Source organism: Phenylobacterium sp. LjRoot225 (assembly GCF_964252855.1).
GTDB lineage: Bacteria > Pseudomonadota > Alphaproteobacteria > Caulobacterales > Caulobacteraceae > Phenylobacterium.
Window position 1 is genome coordinate 647,672 of record NZ_CAXUPL020000001.1, and the last position, 15,303, is coordinate 662,974.

At 71.5% G+C, this 15,303-nt stretch carries 15 protein-coding genes; 4 read left to right on the top strand and 11 right to left on the bottom strand.

Annotation, left to right across the window (positions count from 1 at the left end):
* Positions 1–113 precede the first annotated feature (113 nt).
* Genes ACSQ2B_RS03075 through ACSQ2B_RS03085 form a run of 3 tightly spaced genes read left to right on the top strand, consistent with a single transcriptional unit; the run spans position 114 to position 3,809 of the window.
* Entirely contained in the window at positions 114–1,322 is a 1,209-nt protein-coding gene (locus ACSQ2B_RS03075; protein WP_436047232.1) for a hypothetical protein, read from the top strand.
* The gene (locus ACSQ2B_RS03080; protein ID WP_436047233.1) at positions 1,315–2,643 is read left to right on the top strand and encodes a lipopolysaccharide biosynthesis protein; all 1,329 of its coding nucleotides are present in this window, start codon (positions 1,315–1,317) and stop codon (positions 2,641–2,643) included. The genes ACSQ2B_RS03075 and ACSQ2B_RS03080 overlap by 8 nt, the downstream gene beginning before the upstream one ends.
* Positions 2,644–2,645: 2 nt before the next feature.
* On the top strand, positions 2,646–3,809 hold the full coding sequence (locus ACSQ2B_RS03085) for a glycosyltransferase family 4 protein (protein WP_436047234.1): 1,164 nt from the start codon (positions 2,646–2,648) through the stop codon (positions 3,807–3,809).
* Here the strand turns inward: ACSQ2B_RS03085 and ACSQ2B_RS03090 are convergent.
* Complete coding sequence (locus ACSQ2B_RS03090) at positions 3,736–4,620, bottom strand: glucosamine inositolphosphorylceramide transferase family protein (RefSeq protein WP_436047236.1); 885 nt, start codon at positions 4,618–4,620, stop codon at positions 3,736–3,738. The genes ACSQ2B_RS03085 and ACSQ2B_RS03090 overlap by 74 nt on opposite strands.
* 51 nt (positions 4,621–4,671) lie before the next feature.
* Between ACSQ2B_RS03090 and ACSQ2B_RS03095 the strand changes: the two genes are divergently transcribed.
* Positions 4,672–5,616 (top strand): purple acid phosphatase family protein, encoded by a 945-nt coding sequence (locus tag ACSQ2B_RS03095; RefSeq protein ID WP_436047238.1) that lies wholly within the window; start codon positions 4,672–4,674, stop codon positions 5,614–5,616.
* A gap of 27 nt (positions 5,617–5,643) precedes the next feature.
* On the opposite strand, the gene ACSQ2B_RS03100 is transcribed toward ACSQ2B_RS03095, so the two are convergent.
* The 10 genes from ACSQ2B_RS03100 to ACSQ2B_RS03145 all read right to left on the bottom strand — a co-directional run bounded on the left by ACSQ2B_RS03100 (position 5,644) and on the right by ACSQ2B_RS03145 (position 15,207).
* Positions 5,644–6,069 (bottom strand): DUF2147 domain-containing protein, encoded by a 426-nt coding sequence (locus ACSQ2B_RS03100; RefSeq protein ID WP_436047240.1) that lies wholly within the window; start codon positions 6,067–6,069, stop codon positions 5,644–5,646.
* Positions 6,070–6,325: 256 nt separating this feature from the next.
* Positions 6,326–7,015, bottom strand: a complete 690-nt coding sequence (locus ACSQ2B_RS03105) for a winged helix-turn-helix domain-containing protein (protein ID WP_436047242.1) — start codon at positions 7,013–7,015, stop codon at positions 6,326–6,328.
* Complete coding sequence (locus ACSQ2B_RS03110; protein ID WP_436047244.1) at positions 7,012–9,684, bottom strand: DUF4118 domain-containing protein; 2,673 nt, start codon at positions 9,682–9,684, stop codon at positions 7,012–7,014. Before ACSQ2B_RS03110 ends, ACSQ2B_RS03105 begins: the two co-directional genes overlap by 4 nt.
* Positions 9,681–10,271 carry a potassium-transporting ATPase subunit KdpC gene (gene kdpC / locus ACSQ2B_RS03115; RefSeq protein WP_436047246.1) on the bottom strand — a complete coding sequence of 197 codons (591 nt, stop codon included), beginning with the start codon at positions 10,269–10,271 and terminating at the stop codon, positions 9,681–9,683. Before kdpC ends, ACSQ2B_RS03110 begins: the two co-directional genes overlap by 4 nt.
* A 10-nt stretch (positions 10,272–10,281) precedes the next feature.
* Positions 10,282–12,345: a potassium-transporting ATPase subunit KdpB gene (gene kdpB / locus ACSQ2B_RS03120; protein WP_436049568.1), complete on the bottom strand. Its 2,064-nt coding sequence runs from the start codon at positions 12,343–12,345 to the stop codon at positions 10,282–10,284.
* A 20-nt stretch (positions 12,346–12,365) separates the two neighbouring features.
* A complete protein-coding gene (kdpA, locus tag ACSQ2B_RS03125; RefSeq protein WP_436047248.1) occupies positions 12,366–14,075 on the bottom strand; it encodes a potassium-transporting ATPase subunit KdpA in 1,710 nt (569 codons plus the stop codon).
* Entirely contained in the window at positions 14,075–14,161 is an 87-nt protein-coding gene (locus ACSQ2B_RS03130; RefSeq protein WP_436049570.1) for a potassium-transporting ATPase subunit F, read from the bottom strand. Before ACSQ2B_RS03130 ends, kdpA begins: the two co-directional genes overlap by 1 nt.
* A 405-nt stretch (positions 14,162–14,566) precedes the next feature.
* Complete coding sequence (gene infA / locus ACSQ2B_RS03135) at positions 14,567–14,836, bottom strand: translation initiation factor IF-1 (RefSeq protein WP_436047250.1); 270 nt, start codon at positions 14,834–14,836, stop codon at positions 14,567–14,569.
* 48 nt (positions 14,837–14,884) lie between these two features.
* The gene (locus ACSQ2B_RS03140) at positions 14,885–14,977 is read right to left on the bottom strand and encodes a DUF6481 family protein (protein WP_436047252.1); all 93 of its coding nucleotides are present in this window, start codon (positions 14,975–14,977) and stop codon (positions 14,885–14,887) included.
* Positions 14,977–15,207, bottom strand: a complete 231-nt coding sequence (locus ACSQ2B_RS03145; RefSeq protein ID WP_436047254.1) for a hypothetical protein — start codon at positions 15,205–15,207, stop codon at positions 14,977–14,979. Before ACSQ2B_RS03145 ends, ACSQ2B_RS03140 begins: the two co-directional genes overlap by 1 nt.
* Between the last annotated feature and the right edge of the window lie 96 nt (positions 15,208–15,303).

Sequence of the window (15,303 nt, forward strand, 5' to 3'; positions counted from 1 at the left end):
AGCCAGACTGTTCGGGCATTCGTCGCGCCGACGCAATCGCCGGATCGTGGCGGCGGCGGCCGAAAACAGCCGGCGGGATTGAGGGAGGTCGTCGCCAGCGTCGTCAACGCGTCATGAAGATCGGATTCCTCTTCAATCACGACCAGGTGCACCAGGTAGCCCACAGCCTGCCGATCGCCCTGGCCCTGGCCCGCGCCCAGTCTTCGGTCGAGATCGTGGTGGCCACCACCAATCGGCGGCTGAGCGCGGAGGTCATACGGCTGGGGCTGGGGCTGATCGGCCCGCGGATCCGGCTGGTGGAGCTGGGCCTGACGCGCACGACGAGTCGCCTAGCCAAACAGGCCTTCGAAGGCGTCGCGCCCGCGACCAGGCTCCTGGTCTACGGCGACAACCTGGATTTCTTCCGCTCGCTCGACGTGCTCGTGGTGGCGGAAAAGACGTCGCTGATCCTGAAGACGCGCCACGGGCTGAAGAATCTGCGGATCGTCCATACGCGGCATGGCGCCGGCGACCGGGCGATCGGCTTCGACAAGGCGAGCGCGGGCTTCGACCATGTGATGGTGTCCGGGCCCAAGATCCGCGACCGGCTGGTGCAGGAGGCGGGCCTGGATCCCGCGGTCATCTCCATCGTCGGCTATCCGAAGTTCGATCTGGCGCTCGGCGGGCCGGTGCATCCCGTGATCGACGACGGACGGCCTGTGGTGCTCTACAATCCGCACCCGTCGCCGCATCTCTCGTCGTGGTTCGCCATGGGCCGGCAGGTGCTCGACTGGTTCGTCGAGCACGACGACCATCACCTGATCTTCGCCCCCCATGTGATGCTGTTCGAGCGCCGCTTCGTCCTGACCGTCGACAGGCTCCGCCTGGACCGGCCCGGGCGTATCGAGGAACGCTATCTGCGCGCGTCCAACATCCACATCGACCTGGGCAGCCGGGCCTGCACCAACATGGCCTACACCCATCGGGCCGACGTCTACCTGGGCGACGTCAGCAGCCAGGTCTACGAGTTCCTTCTACGGCCCCGGCCGTGCGTCTTCCTCAATCCGGGTCGCCACGCCTGGGAAGGCGACCCCAACTTCGCCCACTGGCGCGCAGGCCCGGTGATCGAGCGCGCGGGTGAGCTCGGCGCGGCGCTGCTGTCCGCCCGGCGGGAGCACTGGGACCTCTATCGCCCGATCCAGCAGACTCTGTTCGAGCGCAGCTTCGATCTGACGGACGAGCCGTCTTCGATCCGGGCGGCCCGCGCGCTCGCCGAATTCTGCGGACTGCCGGCCCCGGGCCTGGCCCCGGCGCAGGGCCTTCTGGGCGTCGCCCGTGCCTGAAGCTGCGAGCGTCGTCCGGCGCATCTACGCCAACCTCGGCCGGCTGCTGGGCGGCAAGGCCGCCGCCGGCCTGATCAGCCTGGTCTATCTGGCCATCGCCGCGCGGTCCCTCGGCCGGGTGGACTATGGCGTCCTGGTCCTGGTCCACACCTATGCGATGACGGTGGCCGGCATCATCGAGTTTCCCGGCTGGCACGCCGTGGTCCGCTACGGCGCCCAGACCCTGGCCGACGACGACCGGCCGCGGCTGACCCGCCTGATCGCCTTCGCCGGCCTGGTCGAGACGGGCTGCGGCCTGCTGGCGATCGCCGCCGCCGCCCTCCTGGCGCCGGTCGTCGGTCCCAGACTCGGCTGGCCGCCTGCGGCCATGGCGCTCGCCGCCCCCTACAGCCTGGCGGTGCTCTCGACCATTCGCGCGACCCCGGCGGGCTATCTGCAGCTCACCGGCCGGTTCGACCTCCTCGGTCTGCACAACCTCGTCGCGCCGACGGTGCGACTGGCTGGCGCGGCCGTGGCGGCCTTCACCCACGCAGGGCTGCGCGGCTTCCTGATCGCCTGGCTGGTCGCGGCGCTGGCCGAATGGCTGGCCATGTGGGCGCTCGGGGCCTTCGCCGCGCGCGGCCGGCTGTTCCGGGCCGACCTCGCGCCGGGCTTGCGCGGGGTGCGGCGGGAGAACCCCGGCCTGTGGCGCTTCATGTGGGGCGCCAACATCGACGTCACCCTGGCCGAGCTGTCGGGCCGGGTCACGCCCCTGGCGGTGGGCTTCGTGCTCGGACCCGGGGCTGCGGGCCTCTACGCGGTGGCCCAGCGCGCCACGTCGGTGCTCGCCCAGCCGGCCCAGGTCCTCGGCCAGGCGGCCTATGCGGAGCTTGCCCATCTGGTGGCCAGGGGCGACCGCGGGCAGGGCCTCAGGGATGTCCTGCGCCGGGCGGTGACCGCCGCCCTGGTCGCCGCCGCGCCCGTCTGCCTGGTCATCGCCCTGTTCGGCGAGCGGCTGGCGGTGCTGATCGCCGGCGAGGGGTTCGCCGCCGCCGGCGTGGTCATGCTGTGGCTGGCGCTCGCCCGGGCCATCCTGCTGGCCGGGCCGCCGATGAGCGCGGCGTTGACCGCGCTCGGCCGGCCCGGCCTCTCCATGCGCGCCAACTTCCTCAGCGCCACGGCGCTGCTGCTGGCGCTGCCCGTCCTGCTGCAATGGCGCGGGCTGACCGGAGCCGGCGTCCAGGTGGTGCTGCAGGCGCTGGTCGCGGTGGGGCTGCTGGCCCTCTTCCTGGTAGAGGCGACCGCGGCTCCGCGGCCGGCGGCCGTGAGCGCGGAGGCCTGACGATGCGGATCGCCTACGTCATCAATTCGGTCGAGGGCGGCGGCGCGGCGCTGCCGGCGCCCGCGGTCGCGCGCCTGCTGCGCGATCACGGCGCGAGCGTCGAGGTCTTCGCCCTGACGCGGCGCGACGGCCGCGCCGTCCAGGCCATGACCGACGCCGGCCTGACGGTGCATGTCCGCCCCTCCATCAGGAGGGATGGCGGCGAGCAGGACCATGCGGCGGCCGTGGGCTGGCTCGACCGCGCGATCAGCGCCTTCCGCGCCGATCTGATCTGGACCTCGCTGACGCGCGCGACCTTGCTGGGCCAGCTGGTCGGCCAGCTGCGCGGCCTGCCGGTGGTCAGCTGGCAGCACGCCGCCTTCCTGAAGCCGATGAACCGGCTGTTGCTGCGGGCGCAGCGGGGCCGCTCGGCCCTCTGGATCGCCGACTCCCACTCGGTGGCGCAGCTGACCCGCGAGCGTCTCGGCGTGCCGGCCGACCAACTGGCCGTCTGGCCGCTGTTCGCCGCCGACGCCGGGGCGCCGCGGGCTGCGCCCTGGCGGCCGGGAGAGCCGATCCGCCTGGGCAGCCTCGGGCGACTGCACCCGGTCAAGGGCTACGACGTCCTGGTCGGGGCCCTCGCGCGGATGCTCGCTCAGGGGTTCCGCCCCGACGCGCCGTTCGAGCTGCGGATCTGCGGCGAGGGCGCCCAGCGCGAGGCGCTGGAAAGCGCCGTCGCGAACCACGGCCTCGACAACGTCAGTCTGGCCGGCTTCACCGAGCGCCCGCGGGACGTCCTGGCGGGGCTCCACCTCTACATCCAGCCCTCGCGGTCCGAAGGGCTGTGCATCGCCGCCCACGAGGCAATGCAGGCCGGGTTGCCGACCGTGGTCTCGGCGGTCGGAGAGATGCCGTTCAGCGTGGTGGACGGCGAGACCGGCCGCGTCGTCCCGCCGGGCGATCCCGAGGCCCTGGCTCGGGCGCTGACCGACCTGCTGTCGCGCCCCGAGCGGCTCGCCGCCCTGGGCGAAGCGGCGCGGGCGCGAGTCCTGGACCGCTTCGGCGCCGAGGCCTTCGCCCGGGCCGGGGCGGAGGTGATGGCGCGCCTGCCGCTCAGCGCCCGAGCCGGCGCGCCACCTCGATCGCAAGCCCGGCCGGAGAGCGGTCTATCCGCTTCACGTCGATGAGGGTAACTGGGCCGCAGGAGGCGAACGTATGCAGCCCATCCTGAAAGGCGCCGGCCGACGCCGGGGGCGCAAGCGGCGGGCCGGCCTCGGCGCGGAAGCGATCGGGGCTCAGCTCGTCGATGCGCAGGAGGCGGATCGCCCCGCCATAGGTCCGGCTGCAGTCCTGCACCGGCAGGCGCAGGCTCCCTTCGAACGCGAAGGGCGTCCCGCCGGGACGGCTGCTCGCGCGGTCGATGCGGACGGGATTGCCGGAATGCGGCGTCCAGGCACCGGCGAGCCGCTCGGCGAAGGCCAGATGCAGTCGCCCCTGCTTCTCGGCCTGGGTCCCGTCGGGGGAATAGGCCAGCCACCAGAGGTCGCCATGGCGGAACAGCGTCGGGTCGATGGCGGCGGTGTCGAGCTCGAGCCGGACGGCCGGCTCCCAGCGGCTGGGGAAGTCGGCGGCGCGGTAGAGGGTAAGCGCCCCGGAGCGGTGCGCCTCCGGGATCATCCAGGTCTCGCCCTCGGCCTCCAGAAGGAAGGGATAGGACAGGTGCCAGGGCTCCTGCAGCACCGTCCGTCGCGATTTCAGCTGCAGCCCGGAGTCGAACTGCAGGTGTTCGATCACTCCGCGCCGCGTCCGGTAGTCGTAGGCTTCGGCGAAGACATGCAGGGCGCCGTCACGCCACAGGCCGAACGGATCGGCGAGGAAGCTGAAAGCCCGGCCGCCGTCGACCCAGCGCACGGCGCAGTCCTCCAGGCCGTCCGCCGCGAGCTGATCGGCGGGCGCCTGAACCACGCCGATCCGCCAGATGTCCTTGCCGAGCCCCATGGACTGCACCTAGCGGGGGCGAGGCTGCACGACAATGCGGCTGGCGCGCCTGTGCATCGCCGCGCCTTGCTGGCCGGTCTCGCCGGTCTCGTCAGCCTCGCGGCGGCGCCCGCCTTCGCCTCGGGCCGAGCCGCCGCGCCCGCCGCCTTTCTGGCGGTGGGCGACTGGGGGCAAAACGGAGCTCCGGTGCAGAGCGCCGTAGCCCAGGCGATGACCGGCGCGGCGCGCGAGCTCGCCAGCGGGTTCGTCATCTCGGCTGGCGACAACTTCTATCCCGGCGGGGTGAAATCCGTCACGGATCGGCATTGGAAGGAGTCCTTCGAAGCGGTCTACACCGACGCCTCCCTGCAGACCCCCTGGTACGCGGCGCTCGGCAATCACGACTACCGCGGCGATCCCCAGGCCCAGGTCGACTATACCCGCCTCAGCCGGCGCTGGCGCATGCCCAGCCGCTATTACGAGGTTCCGGGCGCGCAGTTGGGCGTGCCCAACCTCGATCTCTTCGTCATCGACACCGCGCCGATGGTGGATGTCGGCAACCTCGATGAACGGGTGCAGCAGCTGGTCCGCGGTCACTGGTGGGCCGAGAAGGCCGAGCCGCAGCTGACCTGGCTGCGCGGCGCGCTCGCCGCCTCGCAAGCGCCGTGGAAGATCGTCGTCGGCCACCATCCGATCTATTCCGGCGCGCACGGCGACTCGCCCATGCTGCTCGCCCGGGTCGCCCCGCTCCTCGAGGCGTTCGGCGTGCAGGCCTATATCAACGGCCACGACCACGACCTGCAGCACATCCGGCGCGGCCGCGTCGACTACATCTGCACGGGCGCGGGCTCGGAGAGCAACAAGGTCGTCGCCATCGACGGCACGCGATACTGCCTCGGACGGTCGGGCTTCGCGGCCTTCCGGCTGGCGGACGCGGCCATGGAGCTGCAGTTCCGCGATCTGACCGGACAAACCCTCTACACCGCGACCCTGCCGCGCAGCGCGGGCAGGGTCTGAGGCGCCGACCTGCCTAGGTTCCGTCTGCTAGCTGTCGCTGGGCGGAAGGCGCGACCAGACCTGGGACTTGCAGAGCAGCCCGCCGACCAGGCAGCCCTTGGCTTCCAGATGGCCGGCGTCGATCGGCCGCGCCGCGCCGCCGAGGGTCATGTTCAGATCGGGCACGAAGACCTTGCCGCGCCAGCTGCGGCCGGCGCGTTCGAAGTCGCGTAGCAGCTGCATGCCGATCAGCTCCTTGCCGCTGCCCTTGCGTGCGTCGGCCTGCGCCTTCGGCGAGGCCCAGATCACATAGCCGCAGGCCGAGCCGCCGCACGGCTTGATCTCCAGATGGACCGTGTTCTTCGGATTGCGCCAGACGCCGAACACGTCGGGCTCCGCCGCTGAGGCCTGGCTCGCCGAGGCCAGCCAGGCCGAGGCGATCAGGGCGAGCACGCCCAGTAGCCGCCGGCGCATTACGAGCGCGCCCGAAGGCTGAGGCAGAAGGAAGCCAATCGATATCCCCATGTCACGCGCCAACGGAGGCCTGAATCAGGCCTTCCAGCGCCAGAGTCCACTCGAACAACCTTAATATCGGGCGTCACGGCGGCTGTCCAAGTGCTGGAGGCGCAAGTTCTTTCCGCCCAGGCGGTCGAGCTAGAAGGGTCGTATGCAGATCAACGACGTCGCCGCCTATGAACGCGATGGCCGTATCGCGACGCGGAGCTGAGGGTCATCCGAGCCAGCGATAGCCGACGCCGGGCTCGGTCACGATGAGGCGCGGCGTGGCGGGATCGGGCTCGATCTTCTGCCGCAACTGGCCGACGAACACCCGCAGGTACTGGACGTCCGCCTCGTGCGCCGGCCCCCACACGGCGGTCAGCAGCTGGCGGTGGGTGACCACCTTGCCGGCTCCCTGCACCAGCTGGGCCAGCAGGTCGTACTCCCGCGGCGACAGGCGCAGCGCCTCGCCGGCGCGGGTGACCAGGCGTTTGACGAGGTCGATGGTCAGGTCGCCGACGGAGACGATGGGCTCGGCGCCCTGGTCGCGCAGGCGGTGGCGCAGGGCGACGCGCAGCCGGGCGAGCAGTTCGCCGACGCCGAACGGCTTTTCCACATAGTCGTCGGCGCCGAGGTCGAGGGCGTCGATCTTCTCGGTCTCGCGGTCGCGCGCCGAGAGGATCAGGATCGGCCCGTCGTAGAAGGCGCGCGCCTTGATCAGGGTCTCCTTGCCGTCGAGGTCCGGCAGGCCGAGGTCGAGCACCACGGCGTCCGGGGGTTTGCGGGCGATCTCCTTCAGCCCGTCGGCGGCGGTGTCGGCGCGAACCGGCTCGTAGCCGGCGGCGTCCAGGGCGGGGCCCAGGAAGCGATGGATCTGCGGCTCATCGTCGATCACCAGGATCCGCGGCTTGTACGCGCTCAAAGCAGCGCCTCCGGCGTCGGCCTGTCCTTGGGCAGGCTGATCAGGATCCGGGTGCCGCGTCCATCGTGAATCGGCGAGGCGGCGGCGATGCGCCCGCCCATGGCCTCGACGAAGCCCTTGGAGATCGCCAGGCCGAGGCCGGCGCCCTTGCCGCGGTCGGTCGCCTCGTCCATGCGGCGGAACTTCTCGAACACTCGGGCGAGCTCGGCCGTCGGTATGCCGCGCCCCTCGTCCTCGATGCTGATCACCACATTGCGGCGATCCTCGTAGGCGGCGACCTCGATGGCGGTCCCGTCGGGGCTGTAGACGATGGCGTTTTCCAGGATGTTCACCAGGGCCTGCTCCAGCAATGACGGGTCGGCGACCAGGGTGGTCACCTGAGTCGGGAAGTCCCAGGCCACCGTGCGGCTCTCCAGCCGGCGCTGGACCCGGGCGACGGCCGCGCGCAGCACGTCGCGCACGTCGACCCATTCCTGGCGGGTGACGAGGGCGCCGCCTTCCAGCCGGGTCATGTCCAGCAGGTCGCCGACGTAGCGGTTCAGCCGCTCGGCCTCCTCGCGGATCGACACCAGCAGGTCGTCGCGCACCCGCGGCGCCAGCGACTTGCCGTAGTCGATCAGGGTGGTGACCGAGCCGAGCACGGTGGCGAGCGGCGTGCGCAGGTCGTGGCTGACCGAGTTGAGCAGGGCCGAGCGCAGGCTGTCGGTGCGCCGCAGGGCCTCGGCGTCGGCGGCCGCGGCGGCGAATTCCGCGCGTTCCAGGGCGACGGCGCCTTGGTCCAGCAGGGCGGCGACGAAGCGCTCGCCGTCCTCGGTGGCGACGGCCTGAGGGGCGACCCCGACCACCCCGGCGCGCGAGGCCACCCCCTGCAGCGGACGGAAGGTCCAAAGCGCGGCAGGCAGGGTGCCGGTGCCCGCTCCGGCCGGCTCCCCGTGCTCCCAGGCCCAGCGGGCGGCGGCCATGTCGCCGGCGCTCAGGACCTCTCCGGCCGGAGACGCTGCGGTGAGGGCGATGTCGTCGCCCGACGGCGTCAGGACGACCGCCCTGGCGCCCGTGGCCGCCTCCAGCTGTTCGGCGAGCACGGTGGCGGCGCCCTCGGCCTTGGCGGCGGCGGAGAGGCGGCGGGTGGCGGCCAGCACCGCGGCGATGGCCGAGGCGCGGCGGGCCACCGCACGAGCCTGGTCGCGCACCCGGCCGGTCAGCCATCCGGTGGTCATGGCCACGGCGAAGAAGACGGCGAAGGTGAACACGTCCGCCGCATGGCCGATGTAGAAGGTCAGCCGCGGCGGCAGGAAGAAGAAGTTGTAGACCAGGGCCGTGGCCGCCGCCGCCGTCACCGCCGGCCACAAGCCAAGCGCCAGGCCCGAGACCAGCACGCTGAGCATGAAGACCATGGCCAGGTTGGCGTTGTCGGCGTAGCGGTCGACGACCCAGGCGGCTGCGGCCGCCAGGCCGACGGTGGCCAGGGCGCCGAGGTGCCCGGCCCACGGCAGGTCGTGCAGGATGCGCCGCGCCGGACGCTCGGGCAGGGCCGCGTCGGAGGTCTCGGTGATGACGTGCAGCGCCGCCCCGCCGGCCTCGTCCAGCAGGGCGCGGATCAGGTCCCGGCGGAACGGCCAGCGGCGCCGCGCGCTTCGCCCGACGACGATCTGGGTGACGTTGTTGCGCCGGGCATAGCCGATCACGCTGGCGACCAGGTCGTCGCCCGTCAGGGTGATGCTGGAGCCGCCGAGCTGTTCGGCGAGCTTCAACGCCTCGCGCAGCCGCTGGGCCGCGGCGGTCGACGGCGGCGTGGTGTTCGGCCGCTCGACGTGGGCCACCGTCCAGGGCGCGTCCATCATCATGTCGGACAACCGCCGGCCCGCGCGGACCAGGGCGCTCGCCATGGCGTCGGGACCGGCGAGCACCAGGATCCGCTCGCCCGCCGCCCACGGCCCCTCGACCCCGGCCCGGCGCATGGCGCCGATCAGCTGGTCGTCCACCGCCTGGGCCGCGCGTCGCAACGCCAGTTCGCGCAGCGCCGTCAGGTTCTCGACCTTGAAGAAGCGGTCGGCGGCGAGGCGGGCGGTCTCCGGCACATAGACCTTGCCCTCGGCCATCCGCTCGCGGAGCTCGGCCGGGGTGATGTCGATCAGCTCGATCTCGTCGGCCTCGGAGAGGGCCAGGTCCGGCACGGTTTCGCGCTGCCGCACGCCGGTGATCTTCCAGACCACCTCGACCAGGCTTTCGAGGTGCTGGACGTTGAGCGTCGTCCAGACGTCGACTCCGGCGCCCAGCAGCTCTTCGACGTCCTGCCAGCGCTTCGAGTGGCGCGAGCCCGGCGCGTTGGAATGGGCGTATTCGTCGACCAGCAGCAGCTGCGGCTTGCGCGCCAGGGCCGCGTCGATGTCGAACTCCAGCAGGGTGCGGCCCTTGTAGTCGATCGGCATGCGCGCCAGCACCTCCAGGCCGCGCAGCAGCGACTGGGTCTCCTTGCGGCCATGGGTCTCGACGACGCCCACCACGACGTCGCCGCCCTCCGCCTTTCGGCGGCGGGCGGCGCGCAGCATCTCGTAGGTCTTGCCGACCCCTGGCGACATGCCGAGGAAGACCTTGAGCCGGCCCCGGCCCGGGCGCTGGGCGGCCAACAGGGCGTCGGGGTCGGGCCGGAGGCGCTGGTCGGGAGTCATTGGCCGGAAGGTTGGGCCCGCGGGAAGGCGGCGTCGAGATCCAGATTGGTTTCGAGCACATTGACCCGCGGCTGACCCAGGACGCCGAGCGCGGGCGGCGTGATGCGCCGCCGGATCACCCGCTCGACCTCGGCGGCGGGGACGCCGCGGGCGGCGGCGATCCGAGCGGCCTGGCTGAGCGCATTGGCGGGCGAGACGTCTGGGTCGAGCCCGGAGGCCGAGGTGGTCACCGCATCGCCGGCGACACGGGCGCTTGCGTTGGCGGCGCGCAGAGCCTCGGCGTCCTTGGCGACGCGGTCGGCGAGCGCGGGGTTGAGCGGGCCGAGGTTGGAGCCGGCCGAGGCGGTCGGATCGTAGCCGGCGCCCGCCGCCGAGGGGCGCGGGTGCAGGTATTGCGGCTGGCTGAAGCCCTGGGCGATCAGCCGCGAGCCGATGACCTGGCCGGCGCGGTCGCGGATCAGGCTGCCGGCCGCCTGGGCGGGAAAGGCCAGCTGGCCGATCCCGGTGACCAGCAGCGGATAACCGACCCCCAGCAGCAGGGTGAAGACCAGGGTGGAGACGAGGGCGGGACGGATCTGGGCGAGCATGGGCGTCTCCTCAGGCCAGGCCGAGACTGGCGACCAGAAGGTCGATGAGCTTGATGCCGACGAAGGGGGCGACGATGCCGCCCAGGCCGTAGATCAGCAGGTTGCGCTGGAGCAGCCGGGCCGCGCCGATCGCCCGGTAGCGGACGCCCTTCAGCGCCAGCGGGATCAGCAGCACGATGATCAGGGCGTTGAAGATCACCGCCGAGAGGATGGCGCTCTTCGGGCTGGAAAGGCCCATGACGTTGAGCGCGCCCAGCGCCGGCATGCCTGCGACGAAGATCGCCGGGATGATGGCGAAATACTTGGCCACGTCGTTGGCGATCGAGAAGGTGGTGAGCGCGCCGCGGGTGATCAGCAGCTGCTTTCCGGTCTCGACGATCTCGATGACCTTGGTCGGGTCGGAGTCCAGGTCGACCATGTTGCCGGCCTCGCGGGCGGCCTGGGCGCCGGTCTGCATGGCGACGCCGACGTCGGCCTGGGCGAGCGCCGGGGCGTCGTTGGCGCCGTCGCCGCACATGGCCACCAGCCGCCCCTTGCCCTGTTCGGCGCGCATCAGGCGCAGCTTGTCCTCGGGCGTGGCCTCGGCGAGGAAGTCGTCGACGCCGGCCTCGGAGGCGATGGCCGCGGCCGTCACCGGGTTGTCGCCGGTGATCATCACCGTGCGCAACCCCATGCGGCGCAGGTCGGCGAACCGCTCCTTCACGCCCGGCTTGACCACGTCCTTGAGGTGGATGACGCCGACCAGGGCGCCGTCCTGGCTGACCGCCAGCGGCGTGCCGCCGGAGCGGGCGACGCGGTCCACCGCGGCGGCCAGCTCGGCGGGCATGTCCGCCGCCGTTAGGCCCAGCGACTTGAGCACCGCGTCCACCGCGCCCTTGCGCCAGGAGCGGCCGGCGGCGTTCAGGCCGGACTGCCGGGTGGTGGCGGAGAAGGCGATGATCTCGGCGCCGGCGGGGGCTTCGGTGTGGATCCCCTGGTCGTGCGCCAGGGCGACGATCGAACGGCCCTCCGGGGTCTCGTCGCCCAGCGAGGCGATCAGCGCCGCCTCCAGGGCGCGTTCGGGCCGGACGCCGGGGGCGGGGACGACCTCGGTGGCCATGCGGTTGCCGAAGGTGATCGTGCCGGTCTTGTCGAGCAGCAGGGTGTCGACGTCGCCCGCCGCCTCGACGGCCCGCCCCGAGGTGGCCAGCACATTGACCTTCAGGAGCCGATCCATGCCGGCGATGCCGACCGCCGAGAGCAGGCCGCCGATGGTCGTCGGGATCAGGCAGACGAACAGGGCGCCCAGCACCAGCGGGCTGAGCTTCACGCCGGAATAGGACCCCAGGCCCAGCAGGGTCACGACCGCGATCAGGAAGATCAGGGTCAGGCCCGCCAGCAGCACGGCGAGCGCGATCTCGTTCGGCGTCTTGCGCCGGTCGGCGCCCTCGACCATGGCGATCATCCGGTCGAGGAAGGTCGAGCCGGGCTCGGAGGTGATCCGCACCTTGATCCAGTCGGAGACCACGGTCGTGCCCCCGGTCACCGCGCTGCGGTCGCCGCCGCTCTCGCGGATCACCGGCGCGCTTTCGCCGGTGATCGCCGCCTCGTTGACCGAGGCGACGCCCTCGATGATCTCGCCGTCGGCGGGGACGACGTCGCCGGCCTCGACCAGGACGACCTCGCCGACGCCGAGCTTGTGGGCCGGCGTGGGCAGGATGGTCCCGCGCTCGGGGTCGATGATCAGCTTGGCCTTGGTGGTCACGCGCGAGGCCCTGAGGCTGTCGGCCGCCGCCTTGCCGCGGCCTTCGGCGACGCTTTCGGCGAAGTTGGCGAAAAGTACGGTGGCCCAGAGCCAGATCGCCATCTGCAGGGCGAAGCCCCAGTCGCCACCCTGGACGATCGCCAGCGCGGTCGAGACGGCGGCGAGGATGGCGACGATCGCGGTGGCGAAGATCACCGGATTGCCGGTCAGCTTGCGTGGGTCGAGCTTCAGCACCGCGTCGCGCAGCGCCCGGCCCAGGATCGGGCCGGAGAAGCTGCTGGCCAGCGCGTTGGCCTGGCGGCGCGAGCCGCCGAGCGCTTGGGAGGTCATGTCCATGTGAGGATGTCCGATCAGCGCGCCGCGACCGACTGGAGCGCCTGGAAGTGCTCCACGATCGGGCCGAGGGCGAGGGCGGGGAAGAACTGCAGCCCGCCCATGATGAGGATGACGCCGATCAACAGGCCGGCGAACAGCGGACCGTCGGTCGGGAAGGTGCCGGCGGTCGCCGAGAGCTTGGGCTTGGCGGCGAGCGAGCCGGCGATCGCCAGCACCGGCAGCACATAGCCGAAGCGGCCCAGCAGCATGCCGATCCCCAGGGTGGTGTTCCACCAGGGGGTGTTGGCGGTCAGGCCGGCGAAGGCCGAGCCGTTGTTTCCTGCGGCCGAAGAGTAGGCGTAGAGGATTTCCGACAGGCCGTGGGCGCCGGGGTTGGCGAGGCCCTTCAGGGCGACCGGCAGGACGGCGGCGACGCCGGCGAAGCCGAGGATCGCCAGCGGCAGGATCAGCACCGCCAGCATGGCGTATTTGATCTCGCGCGCCTCAACCTTCTTGCCCAGGTACTCCGGTGTGCGGCCGACCATCAGGCCCGCCACGAAGACCGCGATCAGGGCCATCACCAGCATGCCGTAGAGGCCCGAGCCCACGCCGCCGGGCAGGATCTCGCCGAGCTGGATCATGAACAGGGCGACCCCGCCGCCCAGCGGCATGAAGCTGTCGTGCATGGCGTTGACCCCGCCGTCGGAGGCGCCGGTGGTGGCCGCGGTCCAGACCGCGGTCGAGGGCGCGCCGAAGCGGACCTCCTTGCCTTCCATGTTGACGCCGGCGTCGGCGTGGGCGGCGACCAGGGCCGGCGCCGGGCGGGTCTCGGCCGCATAGAGGGCCGCCGAGGCGCCGAGCACGAAGAGGGCCATGACCGCGACCAGGGCGCGGGCGTCGCGGCGCGCCAGGACGATGCGCCCGAAGGCCACGACGCAGGCGTAGCCCAGCACGTTCATCGAGACGATCTCGATGAGGTTGGTCCAGGCGTTGGGATTCTCGAAGGGGTGGGCCGAGTTGGCGTTGAAGATCCCGCCGCCGTTGGTGCCCAGCTGTTTGATCGCCTCCTGGCTGGCGGTCGGGAAGAGGGCGATGGTCTGTTTGGCGCCCTCGATCGTGTGCGCCGTCACCCCGGCCAACAGGGTCTGGGGCACGCCGAGCGCCATGTAGGCGACGGCGAGCACCAGGGAGACCGGCGCCAGCAGGTAGAGGCTGATCCGGGTCAGATCGACCCAGAAGTTCCCCAGGCCCTCGCCGCGATCGGCGGCGAAGGCGCGCGCCAGGGTGGCGGCCACGCCCATCCCGGCCGCCGCGGAGAGGAAGTTGTGCGAGGTCAACCCCGCCATCTGGGCGAACGTCGAGACCGTCTGCTCCGGCGTGTAGGACTGCCAGTTGGTGTTGGTGACGAAGCTGACCGCGGTGTTGAACGACAGATGCGGCGAAAGCCCCGGGAAACCCTGCGGGTTGAGCGGCAGGAGGTTCTGGAAGCGCAGGATCAGGTAGAGCGCCAGGAAGCTGGCCGCCGAGAAGGCCAGGAAGCTGGCGGCGTAGCCGAGCCAGGTCTGGCTCTGGTCGCGCTTCACGCCGAAGGCGGCGTAGGCCAGCCGCTCGACGGGCTGCAGCACGGGGTCGAGCCAGGTGCGCTCGCCTCGCCAGATCCGCGCCAGATAGACGCCCAGCGGCCAGGCGAGGGCTACGGACAGGGCGATGGTGAGGAGGATTTCGGTCCAGCCGGCGGCGTTCATCAGAACCGCTCCGGTCGGACGAGGGCGGCCAGCATGTAGCCGCCGATGACGAGCGCGCCCGCGCCCCAGATCAGAAGCTCCAGCATGTCAGAGCCGCCTCAGGAGGGCGGCGTATCCGCCGAAGAGGGCGAAGGCCCCGAGGCCAAGCGCCAGATAGAGAAGGTCGAGCATTTCGGTCTCCCTCGACACAGGTCGAGCGGGATCACCTTCGCGCCGAACCGGATCAGGGTTCGACGTGGGCCTGGGGCCGGGAACATAAGGACGGCGTAAAGGTCATCGATGCGCCGAACGAGGACGCGGATGGCCGGCGGGCGGATGTCCTAGGTGGGGATTTCGTCGTGACCTGGCGGGGTCTGGGGGCCGGGCGCGGGGCGCGGTGTTGGCCGCCTCTCCCTGTCCCCGCAGACTTGCAGCAAGCCGGGCGGGACCAGGGGGCGTCATCTACGATCGGCCGCCCGCGTCGATGTCGACGCGGGGGGCGGGGGCGGGCTCTAGCGCCGCCGGTATTGCGGGCGCGGCGCGCCGCCGACGCGCAGGCCTTCGGGCTTGTGCCGGTAGGTGATGCGGCCGCGATCCATGTCGTAGGGAGTCATTTCGACCGTGACCCGGTCGCCCACCATGGAGCGGATCCGGTTCTTCTTCATCTTGCCGGCCGTGTAGGCGAGGATTTCGTGATCGTTCTCCAAACGCACGCGGAAGCGGCCTTCCGGGAGCAGTTCGGTGATCATTCCATCAAACTCGACAAGTTCTTCTTTCGCCATATTGGCTCCTTCGTCAGGTGGCTTGGCCGCTCCGAAGCGGCGAGGGTTTTATGTCCGGGCCTTGCGCGCCGCGTATAGCGCATCGCGCTTGGCCTTTGCTTCCGCCTTAGTCAACGTTTTGCGCTCTTTGCGCCGCATCATTAGGCGGTTTCCGGCGGTAGCGTCTCCGGCGGGGCCGCGAGCGGGGCGCCCGGCGGGGCCGATTGGCGGCTCTTCTCTCTTGCTTCCTCCGCCTCGGCCATTTCGACCCAGGTGGCGGCCGCGCGTTGCCGCTGTTCCCGCACGCGATCGAGGCTCGCGTCCTCCGCAAAGGCCAAGGCTTCGCGCGCCCTGGCGCGATACTCTTCGGCTCTGAGTTCGCCTTTCGTCATGACGGCACGGCTCCTTCGCTGTGTTGACCGGGGGCTACTTCAGCCAGTCGGTGTTTCGACGGTGGATGATCTGACCGAGCCGAAGGCCGAGTTGGT

What these genes read in the sequence shown, in the direction of transcription:
- ACSQ2B_RS03140 (WP_436047252.1), bottom strand. Translation starts at nt 14,977, where the DNA reads ATGATGCGGCGCAAAGAGCGCAAAACGTTGACTAAGGCGGAAGCAAAG.
- ACSQ2B_RS03100 (WP_436047240.1), bottom strand. Translation starts at nt 6,069, where the DNA reads ATGCGCCGGCGGCTACTGGGCGTGCTCGCCCTGATCGCCTCGGCCTGG.
- ACSQ2B_RS03130 (WP_436049570.1), bottom strand. Translation starts at nt 14,161, where the DNA reads ATGCTGGAGCTTCTGATCTGGGGCGCGGGCGCGCTCGTCATCGGCGGC.
- ACSQ2B_RS03110 (WP_436047244.1), bottom strand. Translation starts at nt 9,684, where the DNA reads ATGACTCCCGACCAGCGCCTCCGGCCCGACCCCGACGCCCTGTTGGCC.
- ACSQ2B_RS03085 (WP_436047234.1), top strand. Translation starts at nt 2,646, where the DNA reads ATGCGGATCGCCTACGTCATCAATTCGGTCGAGGGCGGCGGCGCGGCG.
- ACSQ2B_RS03075 (WP_436047232.1), top strand. Translation starts at nt 114, where the DNA reads ATGAAGATCGGATTCCTCTTCAATCACGACCAGGTGCACCAGGTAGCC.
- kdpC (WP_436047246.1), bottom strand. Translation starts at nt 10,271, where the DNA reads ATGCTCGCCCAGATCCGTCCCGCCCTCGTCTCCACCCTGGTCTTCACC.
- kdpA (WP_436047248.1), bottom strand. Translation starts at nt 14,075, where the DNA reads ATGAACGCCGCCGGCTGGACCGAAATCCTCCTCACCATCGCCCTGTCC.
- infA (WP_436047250.1), bottom strand. Translation starts at nt 14,836, where the DNA reads ATGGCGAAAGAAGAACTTGTCGAGTTTGATGGAATGATCACCGAACTG.
- ACSQ2B_RS03090 (WP_436047236.1), bottom strand. Translation starts at nt 4,620, where the DNA reads ATGGGGCTCGGCAAGGACATCTGGCGGATCGGCGTGGTTCAGGCGCCC.
- kdpB (WP_436049568.1), bottom strand. Translation starts at nt 12,345, where the DNA reads ATGACCTCCCAAGCGCTCGGCGGCTCGCGCCGCCAGGCCAACGCGCTG.
- ACSQ2B_RS03145 (WP_436047254.1), bottom strand. Translation starts at nt 15,207, where the DNA reads ATGACGAAAGGCGAACTCAGAGCCGAAGAGTATCGCGCCAGGGCGCGC.